The following is a 16,269-nucleotide window of genomic DNA, read 5'->3' as shown; positions in this document are numbered from 1 at the left end:
ATGACCGAACCACTCTTCTTGAAGGTCAGCCACATGCGCGCCTGTTCGGGCCTTGTGCAGCGTATCACCGAGGATGGCGGCATCATCCCCGATGCCACCGTCTTCTATGCGGCGGGCGGCGGACAGCCCGGCGATACCGGCCGCCTCGAATGGCGGGGGAACAGCTGCGAGATCGTCGATACCGTGAAGGGCGAGGCAGGGGCGGTGATCCTCAGGCCGGCTCCGGGGGCGGCGCTTCCGCAACCGGGCGACGAGATCGTGCAGGCTCTCGACTGGGAGCGCCGCCATGCGCATATGCGCATGCATACGGCGCTTCATTTGCTGTCGGTGGTGATCCCCCTGCCGGTCAGCGGCGGCGCCATCTCGGCCGAGAAGGGCCGGCTCGATTTCGACATGCCGGAGGCGCCGCAGGATCGCGGCGCGATCGAGGCGGCGTTGAACGCGCTCGTCGCGCGCGATCTGCCGGTCGGTTACACGGAGATCACTGAAAACGAGCTGGATGCCAGGCCCGAGCTGGTCAAGACCATGTCCGTCAGTCCGCCGCGCGGCAGCGGCACCGTCAGGCTGGTCCGCATCGGATCGCAGGAGGCGCAAGTCGATCTTCAGCCTTGCGGCGGAACGCATGTCGCCAGCACCGCCGAGATCGGGTCCCTCCGTCTGGGCAAGATCGAGAAGAAGGGCGCGCGCAACCGCCGCGTCTCGGTCCATTTCGCCTGACCGTCCGGCTCAGCGGGCCTTCCTGTAGATCAGCAGGTGGTTCTGCGCCGGCATCTCGATGAGGGCGCCGCGCGCAAGCCGCCCCTCCGCCGCCAAGGCGTCGATCTCGCCGACCGCACGCAGGCCCCAGGCGGGATCGCTTTCGCGCAGGCGGGCATCGAAGGCGGCGTTGCCGGGGCCGAGCGGAATGCCTTCCTGCCGGAACGGGCCATAGAAGATCAACAGCCCGGAAGGCCCAAGGCGCGCGGCGGCGCCCCGCACGATGCCTGCGAGCACGGCGGCGGGCGCGATATGGATGACATTGATCGCGAGGATCGCGGCCAGCGGGCCCAGCGCGGAGATGTCGGGCCGGTCGGACCAAGTCCGCGCCGCGTCGAGCTCGAAGACCGGGCGGGGCGGCACGCGCAGGGTCTGCGCCCAGGCGCCGGCCGAGCGGCGATGCGTCTCATCGGGATCGGAGGCATGGAGCGCGAGCGCCGGGAAGGCGAGCGAGAGCGCGGCGGCATGCTGCCCCGTGCCGGAGCCGATCTCGAGCGCCGCGCCGGACGCCCCCGAGAGCCAGGGTGCCAGCGCCGCGATCAGCGGCGGTCCGTTGCGCAGGCAGATCTCGGAATGCAGCCGCCCGGCCGCGTCCGCCTCGGTGTAGCGCACCACATGCGCACTGCTCGGAGCATCACTCATCGGGCCATCATGGCCGGCCCTCATGCCCGCTGTCCAGCGCTGCGGCCATGTCTTTCGGAACCGGACGCGGCTGTGCCATACTCGCCGCGTGGCAGGTGCGCGGGGGGATGCATGGACGGTGCCGGCAAGGAGCGCAAGGAGCTGTCGGCGGCCGAGATCGGCGCGCTGTCGCATCTCTACCGGGGCGAGGTCTACCGCTCGACGATCTGGCGCACGCGTCTCGACACGAGCACGAACTGGGCCGTCGTCACCCTCGGGATCGCGCTGACGATCTCCTTTGCCGCGCCGGAGGCCTCGCCGCTGCCACTGGTGCTGGTGGGCGTGCTGATTGTCTTCTTCCTCATGCTCGAGGCGCGCCGCTACAGGTTCTTCAACGTCTGGCGCGCGCGCTGCCGCTGGCTCGAGACGCATTTCTTCGCCCCCATGCTCCATGACGGGGATCTGCACATGGAGGAGGGCTGGCAGAAGATCCTCGCCGAGGATTACTGGACCCCCCATTACCATGTCTCGATGCGCACGGCGCTGGGTCGCCGGATCAGGCGCAACTACCTGTGGATCCTGCTGATCCAGGCGGCGGCCTATGTCGGCAAGCTCCTGGTCCACCCAAAGCCGGTCGAGAGCCTGTCGCAATTCATCTCGCGCGCCGAGGTGGGACCGGTGCCCGGGATCGTCGTGCTTGGCCTGGGGGCACTTTACTGCGTGGTCTTCTGCGTCGCCGCCCTGATGAGCTACCGCTCGGACATGCGCCGTGCCCGCGCGCGTGGCAGCTCGATGGGTTAGCGTTCGCAAACACTTGCCAGATGCGGCCCGTCGGGGGCTAATGGGGCGAGAACCCGGTCAACGGGCGTGGGAGACAGGGAGGAGACGGGCATGTTCACTGCCTCGATGACGTTCGATCTGGGCGAGGAGATCGGCGCGCTGCGCGACATGGTCCACCGCTTCGCGCAGGAACGGATCAGGCCGATGGCCGCGCGCATCGACGAGACGAACCGGTTTCCCGAGACGCTCTGGACGGAAATGGGCGCGCTCGGTCTCCTGGGGATCACCGTGCCGCAGGAGGATGGCGGCGCCGGCATGGGCTATCTCGCGCATGTTGTCGCGGTCGAGGAGATCGCGCGCGCCAGCGCCAGCGTCGCGCTGAGCTACGGCGCGCATTCCAACCTGTGCGTCAACCAGATCGCGCTGAACGGCACGCCCGCGCAGAAGGCGCGCCACCTTCCCGGCCTGATCGACGGAAGCCGTGTCGGCGCGCTGGCGATGTCGGAGGCGGGGGCCGGCTCCGATGTCGTCTCGATGCAGCTCAAGGCCCGCAAGCGCAATGACGGCTTCACCCTCGACGGCACGAAATACTGGATCACGAATGGCGGGGAGGCCGGAACGCTCGTGGTCTATGCCAAGACCGACCCCGATGCCGGCAGCCGCGGGATCACCGCCTTCCTGATCGAAAAGGACATGCCGGGCTTCAGCCAGTCAGAGCATTTCGACAAGCTCGGCATGCGCGGCTCGAACACCGTGGAGCTGGTCTTCGAGGGGACCGAAGTGCCCTATGATGCCATTCTCGGCGAGGAGGGCGGCGGGGCGCGCGTCCTGATGAGCGGGCTCGATTTCGAGCGGGTGGTGCTTTCGGGGATCGGGCTGGGGATCATGGCCGGGTGCATGGACGAGATCATGCCTTATCTCGCGCAGCGCCGGCAGTTCGGCCAGCCAATCGGAAACTTCCAGCTCATGCAGGGGAAGATTGCCGACATGTATACCAAGATGAACTCGGCGCGGGCCTATGTCTACGAGGTGGCGCGCGCTTGCGACCGGGGCGCGGTCACGCGGCAGGACGCAGCCGCCTGCGTGCTCTATGCCAGCGAGGAGGCGATGACCGTGGCCCACCAGGCGGTTCAGGCGATGGGCGGCGCTGGCTTCATGAACGACAGCGCCGTCAGCCGGATGTTCCGCGATGCCAAGCTGATGGAGATCGGGGCGGGCACGTCCGAGATCAGGCGCATGCTGATCGGCCGCGAGCTGATGGCGGCGATGACATGAGAGCATGCGCGACGCCACCTGCCGGCAACCCGGCCCCGCGGCACCGCACCATGGGAGCGCAGGCATGAAACTCGGCTCGAAGATCGCGGCAAGCTCGGATGACTTCCGCACCAACGCGGCGGCGCATGACGCGCTGATCGCCGGGATCGCCGAGGCGGCCGAGACCGCGGCACTGGGCGGCGGCGCCTCCTCGCGCGCCCGTCACGAGAGCCGCGGCAAGCTGCTGCCGCGCGAGCGGATGGCGCGGCTCCTCGATCCCGGGGCGCCCTTCCTCGAGATCGGCCGCTTTGCCGCGCACGGGCTCTACGGGGGCGCCTGTCCCTCGGCGGGGCTGATTGCCGGCATCGGCCGGGTCGCGGGACGGGAGGTGATGATCGTGTGCAACGACGCGACCGTGAAGGGCGGCACCTACTTCCCGATGACCGTGAAGAAGCACCTGCGCGCCCAGGAGATTGCCGAGGCCAACCATCTGCCCTGCATCTACCTCGTCGACAGCGGCGGGGCCAACCTGCCCAACCAGGACGAGGTCTTTCCCGACCGTGAGCATTTCGGGCGGATCTTCTACAACCAGGCGCAGATGAGCGCCAAGGGCATCGCGCAGATCGCCGTCGTCATGGGAAGCTGCACGGCGGGCGGGGCCTATATGCCGGCCATGTCCGACGTGACGATCATCGTGAAGGAGCAGGGCACGATCTTCCTCGCCGGCCCGCCCTTGGTGCAGGCCGCGACCGGAGAGATCGTGACGGCCGAGGATCTCGGCGGGGGGGATGTGCATACGCGCCTGTCGGGCGTGGCCGACTACCTGGCCGAGGACGACGCCCATGCGCTCGCCATTGCGCGGCGCGCGGTCGAAAACCTCGGGCCGGCGGCCACCGCCATGGCGGGCCTGCAACCTGCCGAGCCGCCCGCCTACGATCCTGCCGAGATCACCGGGGTGGTGCCGGCGGACCTGCGCACCCCATACGACATCCGCGAGGTGATCGCCCGGATGGTGGACGGCTCGCGCTTCGACGAGTTCAAGTCGCGCTACGGCTCCACGCTCGTCTGCGGCTTCGCGCATGTCTGGGGCATGCCCTGCGGCATCGTGGCCAATAACGGCGTGCTCTTCTCGGACAGCTCCCTGAAGGGGGCCCATTTCGTCGAGCTTTGCAGCCAGCGCAACATCCCCCTCGTCTTCCTGCAGAACATCACGGGCTTCATGGTCGGGCGCAAATACGAGGCGGGCGGTATCGCCAAGGATGGCGCGAAGCTCGTCACCGCGGTGGCCACGACCTCCGTGCCGAAGATCACCATGATGGTGGGCGGGAGCTATGGCGCGGGAAATTACGGCATGTGCGGGCGCGCCTATTCGCCCCGTTTCCTGTGGGCCTGGCCCAATTCGGCGGTCTGCGTCATGGGCGGCCCACAGGCCGCCGGGGTGCTGGCCACCGTCAGGCGCGACGCGATCGAGCGGCGGGGCGAGAGTTGGAGCGCGCAGGAGGAGGCGGCATTCAAGCAGCCCGTGATCGACCAGTTCGCCGAGCAGTCGCATCCGCTCTATGCCAGCGCCAGGCTCTGGGATGACGGGATCATCGATCCGCGCAGCAGCCGCGATGTTCTCGGGCTCAGCCTCGCCGCCACCCTCAACGCTCCGATCGCGCCGACGCGGTTCGGGGTCTTCCGGATGTGAGATCGCCATGTTCACCAAGATCCTGATTGCCAACCGCGGCGAGATCGCCTGCCGGATCATCGCGACCGCGCGGCGCATGGGCTTGCGGACCGTGGCCGTCCACTCGGACGCGAATGCGCACGATCTCCATGTCGAGATGGCGCATGAGGCGGTGCGGATCGGCCCGGCGCCGTCCGCGCAGAGCTATCTCGATGGCGAGGCGATCATCGCGGCCGCGCGGCGCAGCGGCGCGCAGGCGATCCATCCCGGTTACGGTTTCCTGTCCGAGAATCCCGAGTTCGTCGAAGCGGTCGAGGCCGCCGGTCTCGTTTTCGTCGGCCCGCCGGCCTCGGCGATCCGCGCCATGGGGCTCAAGGATGCGGCGAAGGCGCTCATGGAGCGCGCCGGCGTGCCCGTGGTGCCCGGCTATCATGGCGCGGACCAGTCGCCGCAAGTTCTGGCGGATGCCGCCGACGGGATCGGCTACCCGGTCCTGATCAAGGCGCGTGCGGGCGGCGGCGGCAAGGGGATGCGCCTTGTCGAGAAGGCCGGCGATTTCGCCGAGGCCCTCGCATCGGCACAGCGCGAAGGGCAGGCGGCCTTCGGCGACCCCGCGGTCCTCGTGGAGAAATACGTGACCAGCCCGCGCCATGTCGAGATCCAGGTCTTCGCCGACGGGCATGGCAATGTCACTCACCTCTTCGAGCGGGACTGCTCGCTGCAGCGGCGCCATCAGAAGGTGATCGAGGAGGCCCCGGCGCCCGGCATGACCGAAGGGGTGCGCAACGCGATGGGCCGCGCCGCGGTCGAGGCGGCGCGGGCGATCGGCTATGTCGGGGCAGGCACCGTCGAGTTCATCGCCGACGGCTCAGCCGGGCTTGCCGAGGACCGCTTCTGGTTCATGGAAATGAACACGCGGTTGCAGGTCGAGCATCCGGTCACCGAGGCGATCACCGGTCTCGACCTCGTGGAATTGCAGTTGCGGATTGCGGCCGGCGCCCCGCTGCCCTTCGAGCAGGACGATCTTCGCATCAATGGTCACGCTTTCGAGGCGCGGCTCTATGCCGAGGACGTGCCGCGCGGCTTCCTTCCGGCCACGGGCCGGCTGCGGCGTCTGGACCTGCCGCCGGGAGCGGCCCTTTTCGAGCGCGGCCCGGTGCGCGTCGATGCGGGCGTGCGCGCCGGCGACGAGATCAGCCCCTGGTACGATCCGATGATCGCCAAGCTCATCGTGCACGGCGCCGACCGGGACACCGCGCTGGCGGCGCTGGGCCGCGCGCTTGGTGAGCTGCGCATCGCGGGGACCGTCACCAACGCCGCGTTCCTGCGGGCGCTTGCGGCGCATGAGGGATTCGCGGCGGGCGAAGTCGATACCGGATTGATCGCGCGCGACCTCGCGGCGCTTTCGCACGAACCGGCGCCGACGCCGCTGATCGTGGCGCTGGCCGGGATCGCGGCGCTGGGCGCCCTGCCGGGCGAGCCGGGCCCCTCTGGCGCCGGGCGAGGATCGCCGTGGCAGGCGCTGCGCGGCTGGCGGCTGTGGGGGATGGGATGTCAGCCGGTGTCCCTGATCGCAGAGGGAGAGGCGCTCGATCTGCTGATCGCCCTGCCAGGCCCGGACCGCTACGAGGTGACGCCCCGGGGCGCGGAAGGGGCCGATACTCTCGCGCTCAGCCTCGCGCCGGGGCCGGAGGGCGGGGGCGCATGGCGCGTCATCCTGGACGATCACATGAGCGAGGTCGTGATCGACCGGGCGGGCGACGAGATCACCGTCTTTGCCGAAGGCCGGGCGCACCGCTTCACCCGGCGCGATCCGCTTGCCGTGGTGGATGGCGCCGGACCCGGGGGCGATCATATCGCGGCGCCCATGCCCGGAACGGTGAAGCTGCTGCGTACCGAGGAGGGCGCACAGGTTGCCGAGGGGGATGTGCTTGTCGTACTCGAGGCGATGAAGATGGAGCATGCGCTGACGGCACCGCGCGCCGGAACCGTCGAGCGGATCATGGTTCCCGAGGGCGCGCAGGTCAGCGATGGCGACATCCTGCTGGCGCTTGCGCCGGCCGATCCTGCACCCTTGGCACCGGGCGCGGCGGGATCAGCCGCGCAGCCGCCCGGCGAGACCGGCTAGGGCAAAGAGAAGCGTCGCGGCCGTGACGATGCTCGGCCCGGCGGGCGTGTCGAAGAGCATCGCGCCCCGGAGCCCGGCCAGAACGGAGACCGCCGCCATCAGCGCGGCGATGACGGCCATGGCCTCGGGGCTGCGGGCCAGGAAGCGGGCGGCGGCCGCCGGAATGATCAGCATCGCGCCGATCAGAAGGGCCCCCACGACCTTGATCGCCACCGCCACGGTGATGGCGAGCGTGAGCGTGAGGACAAGCTGCTCGCGCCGCGGATCGACCCCGCCGGCCCGCGCCAGGTCCTCGCCCAGCGTCGCGAGCAGCAACACCGACCAGCGCCAGGCGATGAGTCCCGCCACGAGGATCGCGCCGCCCCAGATCACGGCGATGTCCGCCGGCCGGACCGACAGGATGTCGCCGAAGAGATAGGCCGACAGATCGACCCTCACACCGCTTACGAAGCTGACCGCGACGAGGCCGATGGCCAGCGCGCCATGCGACAGGACGCCAAGCAGGCTGTCGGTGCCCTGGTGTTGGCCCGAGAGCAGGCTGACTGTCAGGGCCATGCCCAGCGCGACCGCGAGAACGCCGGCCAGGACCGGGAGTGACAAGGCAAGCGACAGGGCCACGCCCAGCAAGGCGGCATGGGCCGTCGCGTCACCGAAATAGGCCATTCGGCGCCACACGACGAAGCAGCCGAGCGGCGCGGCCGCGAACGCCACGCCGAGCCCCGCGAGCGTGGCCCGGATCATGAAATCGTCGAGCAGGCCGGCGATCATCGGACCACCCCGCGCCGCGTCTCTTGCGCGGATGGGCGCGCCGGGGCGCCATGGGCATGGCCCGCGCCGCCGCCGGGATCGGCGCCGTCGGAGTGTCCGTGGTCGTGGTCGCATCCGTGATCGTGGCTGTGATCATGTGAATGGCGATAGAGCGCCAGCGCCCCGCCCGTCCCGGTGCCGAACAGCGCGCGATATTCCGGCGCGGAGGCGACGGCCTGCGGACTGCCGCTGCAGCAGATATGCCCGTTCAGGCAGATCACCCTGTCGGATGCGCTCATCACGACATGCAGATCATGGCTGACCATCAGCACCGCGCAGCCCCGCGCCGCGCGCAGCGTCTCGATCCGGCGGTAGAACTCTGCCGCGCCGGGCTGATCGAGCCCGGTGGTCGGCTCGTCGAGGATCAGGAGCTGCGGATCGCCCAGGAGGGCGCGGGCCAGCAGGACACGCTGCAGCTGTCCGCCGGAGAGGGATGCGATTTCCCGCGTCTCGAGCCCCGCCACATCCGCCTCGGCAAGGGCCGCACGGCACGCGCGGACGCTCCTGCGGGTGGGCAGGGACAGGAAGCGGGACACGCTGAGCGGCAGGCTGGGGCTCAGGGCGAGCTTTTGCGGGACGTAGCCGATGCGCAGGCGCGGCGCGTGCGTGATCCGTCCGCCGGCGAGCGGAACCGCGCCGAGGATCGCGCGCATCAGGGTCGTCTTGCCGGAGCCGTTCGGTCCGAGCACCGTGACGATCTCTCCCTTGGCGATGCGAAGATCGACATCGTCGAGAACCGTCTGCGCACCGTGCCGGACGCGCAGCCCCTCGATCGCGACGAGGGCGCTCATGTGTCGGCTTGCCCGGCGGGCACGCCATCGGAATCCGGCATCCGGCAGGCCGGGCAGAGGCCGATCGCCTCGACCACGAGTGTTTCGACCTCGAAGCCGGAGGCGGCGGCGGCGGGCGAGAGCGGCGCGCCGGCGCCACGTGCCGCGACCTCCTCGCTGACCGCGTCGCAGCCACGGCAGATCAGGAATGCCGGGGCATGGCGCACCCCGGGCCGGATGCAGGCGACGAAGGCGTTGATCTTCTCGACCTTGTGCACGAGGCCGTGGCGCCCGAGGAAATCGAGCGCGCGGTAGACCGCCGGCGGCTGCGAGCCGAGCCCTTCATCGCGCAATCGTGCGAGGATCTCGTAGGCTCCCATGGCCTTGTGGTCGCACAGCAGCAATTCGAGCACACGCCGGCGCACCGGGGTCAGGCGGACCCCGCCATCCTCGCAGATGCGCTGCGCGGCATGCAGCGCGCCGGTAATGCAGGCGGCATGGTCATGCGTCTGGAAGACGGTCGGCGGCATTGCGTGCTCCTGTCTGGTCAGAAAACCGGTTGATATATTATAACGTATCTTCTAGCAACCGCGCCATGACAGATCATGCAAGCCTCGCTGCCCCGCACCGCGCCGCCGCCGCCCTGAAGCGGCCCCTTCGCGCGATCCTGCTGCCATTGCTGGCGGCATCCATTCCGACGGCGGTATTCGCCGCGCCGCGCATCGTGGCCGATATCGCGCCGCTTCATTCGATCGCCGCGGCGGTTGCCGAAGGGGTGAGCGATCCTTCGCTCCTGGTCGGCGACGACGCGAGCGCGCATTCCTTCGCGCTGCGTCCCTCGCAGGCGGCGGCGCTCCAGGAGGCCGATCTCGTGGTGTGGGCCGGCCCCGCGCTCAACCCCGCGCTGGAGGGCCCGATCGTCTCGCTCGCCGCCGGCGCGGAGGTGATGTCGCTGCTCGATGTGCCGGGCACCCATCTTCTCGCGGCGCGCGAGGAGAGCCTGCCTTCGTCGCAGGAGGACGAGGACGGGCATGGAAGCGACGATGGGCATGGACATGACCATGGGCATTCCGACGAGAACGGTCTCGGGATCGATCCGCATGCCTGGCTCGATCCGCGCAACGCGGTGATCTGGGGGAGGGCCCTTGCCGGCGCGCTCTCGCGGATCGATCCTGAGAATGCAGAGCGCTACGCGGCCAATGCCGAGCGCCTCGCCGGCACGCTGACCGCGCTCGACGACGAGATCGCCGCCCGGCTCGCGCCCCTCGCCGCGCGACCGCTTCTCGTGGGGCATGATGCCTGGCAATATGTCGAACGGCGCTACGCGCTCGATGTCGTGGGTGCCGTGACGCTGAGCGATGCGCGCGATCCGGGCCCCGCGCGGCTGGCGGCCCTGCGCGACATGGCGCAGCAACGCGCGCCGGTCTGTGTCCTCGATGAGCCGGGCCGGACGCGCGCGAGCTGGGAGGTGATCCTAGACCGGCGGGAGGTGCGCGAGGTGACAATCGATCCCGCGGGTGCCGGGCGGGAGCCGGGCCCGGCGCTTTACGCCGATCTGCTGCGCGAGTTGAGCGTCAAACTCGCCGATTGCCTGGCCCCCGGCTGAGGCCCCCGTCGCCCCGATTCGGCCGCGTTCCGGAGGGCGGCGGCGCCTTCAGTCCTTGCCGGCGAGCTTGTCGCGCAGCGCGGCGAGGTCGGCAAAGGGGCGCGCGTCCTCGTCACGCATCGGCGCCTTGCCCGGTTCAGTGAAGACCGCCTCTCCCAGATCGGCGCCCTCGGCGCGCGGGAAAGGGGGCAGGGCAAGGGCCAGCGCCTCGTGCAGGACCGCAGTCAGGTCGACCGATTGCGGCAGGGGTTCGATGGTTTCGTCCTCGGGCATCTCGACCTCGCCGCCCGCCTCGACCTGGGGCATCTCGGTGAGGAACCGGCGGCGCACGGTTTCCTCGATCCGGCTCGTGACCGGGGCCAAGGTCACGCCGCATTCCTGCACCACGCTCGCGCCCAGCTTGGCCTCGAGTGTCCAGTCCCGCCGGGAAATGGGCACGAGCCGTCCGGTGAAGCGCAATTTGCGGACCGCGAGGATGCCGAGCGCCTCGGCGAGGGCCGCGCGATCCTGCGCGTTTGGGACGATTTCGAAATCCTGCTCGCGGCGCGGCGCACCGTCGCCCAGTTGCACGATACGCCCGGTTCGATCACGCTCATCCATTCGAAAGGCATCCATTCTTGCTCAGGGGGAGTTCCTTCTGTAATCGGACCCTGAGGCCCGAAGGTCAAGGCGAGAGGAATATCCACTGATGGCACGTTGGACGAAGGGCGCCGTTGCCGCCGGACTGTTGCTGCTCGTGGCGGGATGCTCCTCGGTCTACCGCAACCACGGCTATGTGCCGGTCGACGAGGATCTCGCGACCCTGCAGGTTGGCGTCGACACGCGCGACACGGTCGCCCAGGCGATCGGCACGCCGACCTCGGCCGGACTTCTCGGCGATGGCGGCTGGTACTACGTGCAGAGCCGCTTTCGCCAGTTCGCCTATCGCGCCCCGGAGGAAATCGATCGCGAGGTGGTGGCGATCAGCTTCACGCCGGCGGGCACGGTTGAGAACATCGAACGCTTCGGCCTGCGCGAGGGGCGCGTCGTCGCGCTGTCGCGGCGGGTGACGGAAGCCAACGTGAAGGGCGTCGGCTTCCTCAGTCAGCTCTTCGGCAATATCGGCAATTTCGAGGCCGGTAATTTCGTCGACTGAGGCCGCGTGCTAGCCCGCGCGCCCGGCCGCCGGAACGAAGGCAAGCGCCACGCCGTTGATGCAGTAGCGCAGGCCCGTGGGCGCGGGGCCGTCCTCGAAGACATGGCCCAGATGCGAGCCGCAGGAGGCACAGCTCACCTCGGTTCGGCTCAGCAGCCACTTGCGCTCGGCGCGCTCGGCGACGGCATCCTCGATCGACTGCCAGAAGGAGGGCCAGCCGGTGCGGCTGTCGAACTTGCGGGAACCGTCGAAAAGCGGTGCCCCGCATCCCGTGCAGGCAAAATGCCCCCGTCCGCCGGGAAAGCCAGGATGGCTGTGCGCGCGCTCGGTGCCGCCACGGCGCAGGACCCTGTAGGCAAGTGGATCGAGCGCGGCGCGCCATTCCTCGTCGGTTCTCGTGAACTCTTGCACGCGTTGTCTCCTCCTGGGCTTGTCGGTAAGGGTCTGCGAAACGAAACCGTCCTCGTGCCATGTAAGTTTTCAGGCATGTGAACCAAGATGCGGGACCGCGGCAGTGCAGATCATACTGGAAAAAGGCGCCCTGCGGGCGCGCCTGGCGCAGGACGCCGGCGATGTCGCCGCGGCGCAAAGGCTGCGCGGGCAGGCCTTTCTCGCGGAGCGGGGCGATGCCGATCGGTGCGATGCGGATGCGTTCGACGCGCGCTGCACCCATGTGCTGATCGAGGAGCGGGAAAGCGGCACCCTGGTGGGATGTTTCCGCTTGCTCTTCCTGACCCGCGGGGCCGAGATCGGCGGGAGCTACTCGGCGCAATTCTACGACCTGTCGGGCCTTGCCGCCTATGGCGGGCCGATGGCGGAGCTCGGGCGCTTCTGCGCGGCGCCGGGGCGGGGCGATCCGGACATCGTGCGCCTGGCCTGGGGCGCGCTGACCAGGCTCATCGAGACGCGCGGGGCGGGAATGCTTTTTGGCTGCACCTCCTTCAGGGGCGCCGATCCGACGCTCTACGCCGATGCGTTCGGCCTTCTGCTGGCGCGGCACCTCGGCCCTGCATCCTGGCGGCCGGAGCCGAAGGCGCGGGAAGTCGTCCCTTTCACGAGCATCGCGCCCGAACGCCCGGATCTCAAGCGCGCGGCGCGTGCCACCCCGGCGCTCCTGCGCGCCTATCTGGCGATGGGCGGATGGGTGGGCGATCACGCCGTCATCGACCGGTCGCTCGATACCGTGCATGTCTTCACCGCACTCGAGGTGGCCGCGATCCCCGAGGGGCGGATGCGGCTTCTGCGCGCTTCGGCGAGTTGATCGCCCTGCGCCGGCGCCGCGCCCCCTCGATCAGGGCCGGAGCGCCCCCGATGCCGGCACCGTGGCCCGCCTCGCGTCCATGGGGCAGGGCGGCGTGATGGCCTTCTCGGGAGCCGCGATCGCCGCGATTGCCGCGCTAAACCTCTGGGCGGGACTGATGATGGTGATCGACAAGCGCGCGGCCCGGCGCGGGCGGCGGCGGATCCCGGAGGCACGCCTGCTGCGTCTCGCGGCGCTGGGCGGGGGCGCCGGCGCGCTTCTTGCCGGGCATCTCGCGCGTCATAAGACCCGCAAACAACCCTTCGGGCGCAGGTTGGTCGGGTGCACCCTGCTCGGTCTTGCGCTCTGTGCGGTCATCATCGGGGCCACCATCGTCTTGGCCGCCGCGCCGCAAGCCTGACGCGCCGCGCGGCAAAAGCGCAGTTGACCTCGCGCCCCGCGCCCCCTAGCTGGCGCTCATGGCACGCGCACCCCTCCTCCAGCTTTCCGACATCGCCCTGACATTCGGCGGCGATCCCGTATTCAGTGGCCTCGACCTGGTCGTCCAGCCCAGCGACCGGGTGGCCCTGGTAGGCCGCAACGGCTCCGGCAAGTCCACCTTGATGAAGGTGATGGCCGGCCTGGTCCTGCCCGATCGCGGCGAGCGCGCGATCCCGCCGGGCGTCGCGGTCGGCTACATGGAGCAGGAGCCGGAAATGGCGGGCTTCGAGACGCTGGGCGAGTTCGCCGCGAGCGGACTCGATCCGGCCGAGAGCTACAAGGTCGAGATGGCGGCCGAGGGGCTCAAGTTCGATCCCGATCGACCCGTCGCGACCGCGTCGGGCGGCGAGCGGCGGCGCGCGGCCCTGGCCAAGCTTCTTGCCGAGGCGCCCGAGCTGATGCTTCTCGACGAGCCGACGAACCATCTCGACATCCATGCGATCCACTGGCTCGAGCAACAGCTCAAGTCCACCCGCACCGCCTATGTCATCATCAGCCATGACAGGGCTTTCCTCAGGAACCTCACACGGGCCACCTTGTGGATCGACCGTGGCGGGGTGCGCCGCCAGGAGACCGGCTTCGACGGTTTCGAGGAATGGCGTGACAAGATCTGGGAGGAGGAGGACATCGCCCGGCACAAGCTCGATCGCAAGATCAAGGCCGAGGCCCGCTGGGCGGTCGAGGGGATCAGCGCGCGGCGCAAGCGCAACCAGGGCCGGGTGCGTGCGCTCGCCGCGCTGCGCGAGGATCGCGCCTCCATGATCCGGCGCCAGGGTACGGCCGAGATGGCACTTGAGGCGGGAAGCACGAGCGGCAAGAGGGTGATCGAGGCCAAGGAGATCTCCAAGTCATTCGGCGATCGCACCATCCTCGATCCGTTTTCCATCCGCATCCAGCGCGGCGACCGCGTGGCCTTCGTCGGGCCGAACGGCGCAGGCAAGACGACCTTGCTCAAGATGCTGACTGGCGAAATCGCGCCAGATGACGGCACGATCCAGCTCGGCACCAATCTCGAGATCGCGGTCTTCGACCAGGCCCGTGCGCAGCTCGACCCCGACATGACGCTTTGGGAAAGCCTGACCGGTACGCCCGAGATGCGCGTCTCGGGCAATGCCGACCAAGTGATGGTGCGCGGCACGCCCCGCCATGTCGTCGGCTACCTCAAGGATTTCCTCTTCAGCGAGGCACAGGCGCGCGCGCCGGTCAGGGCGCTGTCGGGGGGCGAGAAGGCGCGGCTCCTGCTTGCACGGATCATGGCGCGGCAATCGAACCTTCTCGTGCTCGACGAGCCGACCAACGATCTCGATATCGAGACGCTCGACCTTTTGCAGGACCTGCTGGGCGAATATGACGGCACCGTCCTTCTGGTCAGCCACGATCGCGATTTTCTCGACCGGACGGCGACGATGACCGTGGCCATGGAAGGCGACGGGCGGGCGATGATCTATCCGGGCGGCTGGTCGGATTACCAGAACCAGAGGCCGAAGGAGGAGACGGCACCGGCGGCAAGCGGCAAGCCTGCGGCTCCCCGCAAGGATGCGCCCCCGGCCCAGAAAACCACGCCGAAGCTCAGCTTCACCGAAAGCCACAGGCTCAAGGCGCTGCCCGACGAGATCGCGCGTCTCGAGGCGGAAATCGCGAAATTGACCGAACTCCTGGCCGATCCGGCACTTTTCGACGCGGCGCCGATGAAGTTCCGCAAGGCCACCGAGGCGCTGGCCGAAAGGCAGGCGGCCCTTTCGGCCGCCGAGGAGGAATGGCTTGCACTCGAGGAGCGGGCCGAGGGCTGATCCGCCGCCTCGCGGCGCAGGCAGGATCATGCCGGCCCTTCGCCGCCCGCTCCGGCATCGGCACGCGCTTTATGGAGGCTGTGCGCCCCTTATGCGGGATGGACGGCGGCTGCCTTGCCCGGTGCATGACCCCTTCGCGAAACCCGCGTGTTGCGGGGTGCCGGTTCCGCCCTACGCCGCTCACCCACATCCGCCTTGCTCTTCGAGAATCTTCCCGCGCTGCACTGCCCTTGGTCGTTATTCGCCGAGGCCGGTATCATTGCCCCTTGTGCCGGTGCGAAAAAAAAGTTCCAATTTGCGGATCAAATTTCGCTTTGGCGTCATTATCGGATCGATCCTGTGGCCTCGGTGCCGCGCCTCCAGAAGACGTGATCGTCCAACATGCCGCATGGCGGCATTTTTCCGCCGGCATGCCAGCGGATCATAGCTGATATGCGCAGTCGGGGTTGGAACAACCGGCGCTTTTGCGCGTAAAGGGGGTCGAGCCCGCACCGCAACCGCGCCGGGCGATACAGTAACTAGGAGAGACCTCCATGAAATATATTGCTCTTGCAGCCGTCGCTGCCGTCGCTGCCGCCCCCGCTTTCGCCGGCAATGTCAGCCCCGCCCCGGTCGAAGCCCCGGTCTTCACGCCCGCCGCCCCGATGGCTGCCGGCTTCAACTGGACCGGCGCCTATGCCGGTGCGCAGGTTGGCTACGGCGCGCTGAACCTCGATTTCGACGGCATCGAAGATGAAGCGAACGAAGAGTTCAACTTCTTCGACGACACGGATGCGAATGGTGCGATCGGTGGCGTCAACGCTGCCTACCTCTACGATTTCGGTTCCTTCGTCGCCGGCGCCGAGCTGGCCCTGAACGCCGGCAACCTCGACTTCGACCAGGACAACAACGACGGCAGCATCACCAATGCCGAAGTTGACAGCCTGCACCAGCTGAAGGCGAAGTTCGGCTATGATGCCGGCCGCACCCTGGTCTACGGCGTTGCCGGCGTCGCCTATGCCGAAGCCGATTTCAACGACATCTCCTATGAGGACACCGGCTACGTCGTCGGCGTGGGCGTTGATTATGCCATCACCGACAACGTGATCGTCGGCGGCGAAGTCAACTACAACGGCTTCGACGATTTCGACGACACCGGCATCGATGCCGACGTGACGACCGTTCAGGCGAAAGTCGCCTACAAGTTCTGATCCGCACAACCCGCGATCTTGC

The 16,269-nt window shown here is 68.8% G+C and carries 17 protein-coding genes; 11 read left to right on the top strand and 6 right to left on the bottom strand.

Annotated features, from left to right (window positions below):
- Entirely contained in the window at positions 1–717 is a 717-nt protein-coding gene (locus PMES_RS00210; RefSeq protein WP_159963516.1) for an alanyl-tRNA editing protein, read from the top strand.
- Between the two features lie 9 nt (positions 718–726).
- Here PMES_RS00210 and PMES_RS00205 read toward each other — a convergent pair whose 3' ends face one another.
- Complete coding sequence (locus tag PMES_RS00205; RefSeq protein WP_159963515.1) at positions 727–1,398, bottom strand: DUF938 domain-containing protein; 672 nt, start codon at positions 1,396–1,398, stop codon at positions 727–729.
- A gap of 111 nt (positions 1,399–1,509) precedes the next feature.
- Here PMES_RS00205 and PMES_RS00200 point away from each other — a divergent pair, with 111 nt between their 5' ends.
- From PMES_RS00200 to PMES_RS00185, 4 genes are all read left to right on the top strand, one after another.
- Positions 1,510–2,178, top strand: coding sequence for a DUF2270 domain-containing protein (locus PMES_RS00200; protein WP_159963514.1), 669 nt, complete (start codon positions 1,510–1,512; stop codon positions 2,176–2,178).
- 90 nt (positions 2,179–2,268) lie between these two features.
- Positions 2,269–3,432: an acyl-CoA dehydrogenase family protein gene (locus PMES_RS00195; protein ID WP_159963513.1), complete on the top strand. Its 1,164-nt coding sequence runs from the start codon at positions 2,269–2,271 to the stop codon at positions 3,430–3,432.
- A 64-nt stretch (positions 3,433–3,496) separates the two neighbouring features.
- A complete protein-coding gene (locus PMES_RS00190; RefSeq protein ID WP_159963512.1) occupies positions 3,497–5,101 on the top strand; it encodes a carboxyl transferase domain-containing protein in 1,605 nt (534 codons plus the stop codon).
- A 7-nt stretch (positions 5,102–5,108) separates the two neighbouring features.
- A complete protein-coding gene (locus PMES_RS00185) occupies positions 5,109–7,208 on the top strand; it encodes an acetyl-CoA carboxylase biotin carboxylase subunit (RefSeq protein ID WP_159963511.1) in 2,100 nt (699 codons plus the stop codon).
- Here the strand turns inward: PMES_RS00185 and PMES_RS00180 are convergent.
- From PMES_RS00180 to PMES_RS00170, 3 genes are read right to left on the bottom strand one after another with little or no spacing between them, the layout of a single operon-like run.
- Positions 7,176–7,964 (bottom strand): metal ABC transporter permease, encoded by a 789-nt coding sequence (locus PMES_RS00180; protein WP_159963612.1) that lies wholly within the window; start codon positions 7,962–7,964, stop codon positions 7,176–7,178. The two genes, PMES_RS00185 and PMES_RS00180, sit on opposite strands and share 33 nt — an antisense overlap.
- A gap of 8 nt (positions 7,965–7,972) precedes the next feature.
- Entirely contained in the window at positions 7,973–8,806 is an 834-nt protein-coding gene (locus PMES_RS00175) for a metal ABC transporter ATP-binding protein (RefSeq protein ID WP_159963510.1), read from the bottom strand.
- A complete protein-coding gene (locus tag PMES_RS00170) occupies positions 8,803–9,315 on the bottom strand; it encodes a transcriptional repressor (protein ID WP_159963509.1) in 513 nt (170 codons plus the stop codon). The genes PMES_RS00175 and PMES_RS00170 overlap by 4 nt, the downstream gene beginning before the upstream one ends.
- 65 nt (positions 9,316–9,380) lie before the next feature.
- Between PMES_RS00170 and PMES_RS00165 the strand changes: the two genes are divergently transcribed.
- Entirely contained in the window at positions 9,381–10,391 is a 1,011-nt protein-coding gene (locus tag PMES_RS00165) for a zinc ABC transporter substrate-binding protein (protein ID WP_159963508.1), read from the top strand.
- 48 nt (positions 10,392–10,439) lie between these two features.
- Here the strand turns inward: PMES_RS00165 and PMES_RS00160 are convergent, their stop codons facing one another.
- Complete coding sequence (locus PMES_RS00160) at positions 10,440–10,991, bottom strand: YceD family protein (protein WP_236549639.1); 552 nt, start codon at positions 10,989–10,991, stop codon at positions 10,440–10,442.
- 88 nt (positions 10,992–11,079) lie between these two features.
- On the opposite strand from PMES_RS00160, the gene PMES_RS00155 reads away from it, so the two are divergent.
- On the top strand, positions 11,080–11,526 hold the full coding sequence (locus PMES_RS00155; RefSeq protein WP_159963506.1) for an outer membrane protein assembly factor BamE: 447 nt from the start codon (positions 11,080–11,082) through the stop codon (positions 11,524–11,526).
- A gap of 9 nt (positions 11,527–11,535) precedes the next feature.
- On the opposite strand, the gene msrB is transcribed toward PMES_RS00155, so the two are convergent.
- Positions 11,536–11,937, bottom strand: coding sequence for a peptide-methionine (R)-S-oxide reductase MsrB (msrB, locus tag PMES_RS00150; protein ID WP_159963505.1), 402 nt, complete (start codon positions 11,935–11,937; stop codon positions 11,536–11,538).
- 103 nt (positions 11,938–12,040) lie between these two features.
- On the opposite strand from msrB, the gene PMES_RS00145 reads away from it, so the two are divergent.
- The 4 genes from PMES_RS00145 (at position 12,041) to PMES_RS00130 (ending at position 16,247) form a co-directional block, all read left to right on the top strand.
- Positions 12,041–12,787 carry a GNAT family N-acetyltransferase gene (locus PMES_RS00145; RefSeq protein WP_159963504.1) on the top strand — a complete coding sequence of 249 codons (747 nt, stop codon included), beginning with the start codon at positions 12,041–12,043 and terminating at the stop codon, positions 12,785–12,787.
- A 61-nt stretch (positions 12,788–12,848) separates the two neighbouring features.
- Positions 12,849–13,187, top strand: coding sequence for a DUF1294 domain-containing protein (locus tag PMES_RS00140; protein ID WP_236549638.1), 339 nt, complete (start codon positions 12,849–12,851; stop codon positions 13,185–13,187).
- A gap of 58 nt (positions 13,188–13,245) precedes the next feature.
- Positions 13,246–15,057 carry an ABC-F family ATP-binding cassette domain-containing protein gene (locus tag PMES_RS00135; protein ID WP_159963503.1) on the top strand — a complete coding sequence of 604 codons (1,812 nt, stop codon included), beginning with the start codon at positions 13,246–13,248 and terminating at the stop codon, positions 15,055–15,057.
- 533 nt (positions 15,058–15,590) lie between these two features.
- Positions 15,591–16,247 carry an outer membrane protein gene (locus tag PMES_RS00130; RefSeq protein WP_159963502.1) on the top strand — a complete coding sequence of 219 codons (657 nt, stop codon included), beginning with the start codon at positions 15,591–15,593 and terminating at the stop codon, positions 16,245–16,247.
- Positions 16,248–16,269 lie beyond the last annotated feature (22 nt).

The organism is Profundibacterium mesophilum KAUST100406-0324, assembly GCF_009835145.1.
Lineage (GTDB): Bacteria > Pseudomonadota > Alphaproteobacteria > Rhodobacterales > Rhodobacteraceae > Profundibacterium > Profundibacterium mesophilum.
This window is presented reverse-complemented; position numbering and strand designations above follow the sequence as displayed.

What these genes read in the sequence shown, in the direction of transcription:
- PMES_RS00210 (WP_159963516.1), top strand. Translation starts at nt 1, where the DNA reads ATGACCGAACCACTCTTCTTGAAGGTCAGCCACATGCGCGCCTGTTCG.
- PMES_RS00205 (WP_159963515.1), bottom strand. Translation starts at nt 1,398, where the DNA reads ATGAGTGATGCTCCGAGCAGTGCGCATGTGGTGCGCTACACCGAGGCG.
- PMES_RS00200 (WP_159963514.1), top strand. Translation starts at nt 1,510, where the DNA reads ATGGACGGTGCCGGCAAGGAGCGCAAGGAGCTGTCGGCGGCCGAGATC.
- PMES_RS00195 (WP_159963513.1), top strand. Translation starts at nt 2,269, where the DNA reads ATGTTCACTGCCTCGATGACGTTCGATCTGGGCGAGGAGATCGGCGCG.
- PMES_RS00190 (WP_159963512.1), top strand. Translation starts at nt 3,497, where the DNA reads ATGAAACTCGGCTCGAAGATCGCGGCAAGCTCGGATGACTTCCGCACC.
- PMES_RS00185 (WP_159963511.1), top strand. Translation starts at nt 5,109, where the DNA reads ATGTTCACCAAGATCCTGATTGCCAACCGCGGCGAGATCGCCTGCCGG.
- PMES_RS00175 (WP_159963510.1), bottom strand. Translation starts at nt 8,806, where the DNA reads ATGAGCGCCCTCGTCGCGATCGAGGGGCTGCGCGTCCGGCACGGTGCG.
- PMES_RS00170 (WP_159963509.1), bottom strand. Translation starts at nt 9,315, where the DNA reads ATGCCGCCGACCGTCTTCCAGACGCATGACCATGCCGCCTGCATTACC.
- PMES_RS00165 (WP_159963508.1), top strand. Translation starts at nt 9,381, where the DNA reads ATGACAGATCATGCAAGCCTCGCTGCCCCGCACCGCGCCGCCGCCGCC.
- PMES_RS00160 (WP_236549639.1), bottom strand. Translation starts at nt 10,991, where the DNA reads ATGGATGAGCGTGATCGAACCGGGCGTATCGTGCAACTGGGCGACGGT.
- PMES_RS00155 (WP_159963506.1), top strand. Translation starts at nt 11,080, where the DNA reads ATGGCACGTTGGACGAAGGGCGCCGTTGCCGCCGGACTGTTGCTGCTC.
- PMES_RS00135 (WP_159963503.1), top strand. Translation starts at nt 13,246, where the DNA reads ATGGCACGCGCACCCCTCCTCCAGCTTTCCGACATCGCCCTGACATTC.
- PMES_RS00130 (WP_159963502.1), top strand. Translation starts at nt 15,591, where the DNA reads ATGAAATATATTGCTCTTGCAGCCGTCGCTGCCGTCGCTGCCGCCCCC.